Source organism: Halobiforma nitratireducens JCM 10879 (assembly GCF_000337895.1).
In the GTDB taxonomy this organism is placed as follows: domain Archaea; phylum Halobacteriota; class Halobacteria; order Halobacteriales; family Natrialbaceae; genus Natronobacterium; species Natronobacterium nitratireducens.
On the sequence record NZ_AOMA01000023.1, the window covers coordinates 1 to 241 of the forward strand.

Genomic DNA, 241 nt, shown 5'->3' on the forward strand with positions numbered 1-241 from the left:
CGCTCATTCCTCGGTGCATGAAGTGCGACAGAGTTCTTCAGATGGAACAGATCATTCGTAACGCCAGAGACGATCGCTTTCCGCTCGGAGAGCGGAAACGAATCGTCTTTCCAGAGCTTGTACCCGAGCGTTCGACCGACGTGAACAAGGTCGAGCTGGTGAGATCGGTCACCATTCTCGAACGCATCGACGAGCGCATTCTCGGCGTCACTGACGACCGTCGCGTCGTCAGTGATCGCCT

The 241-nt window shown here is 56.4% G+C and carries 1 pseudogene; it reads right to left on the bottom strand.

Going from position 1 to position 241, the window contains the following annotated elements:
* A pseudogene (locus C446_RS02645) lies at nt 1-241 on the bottom strand (ISH6 family transposase); the annotation flags it as partial.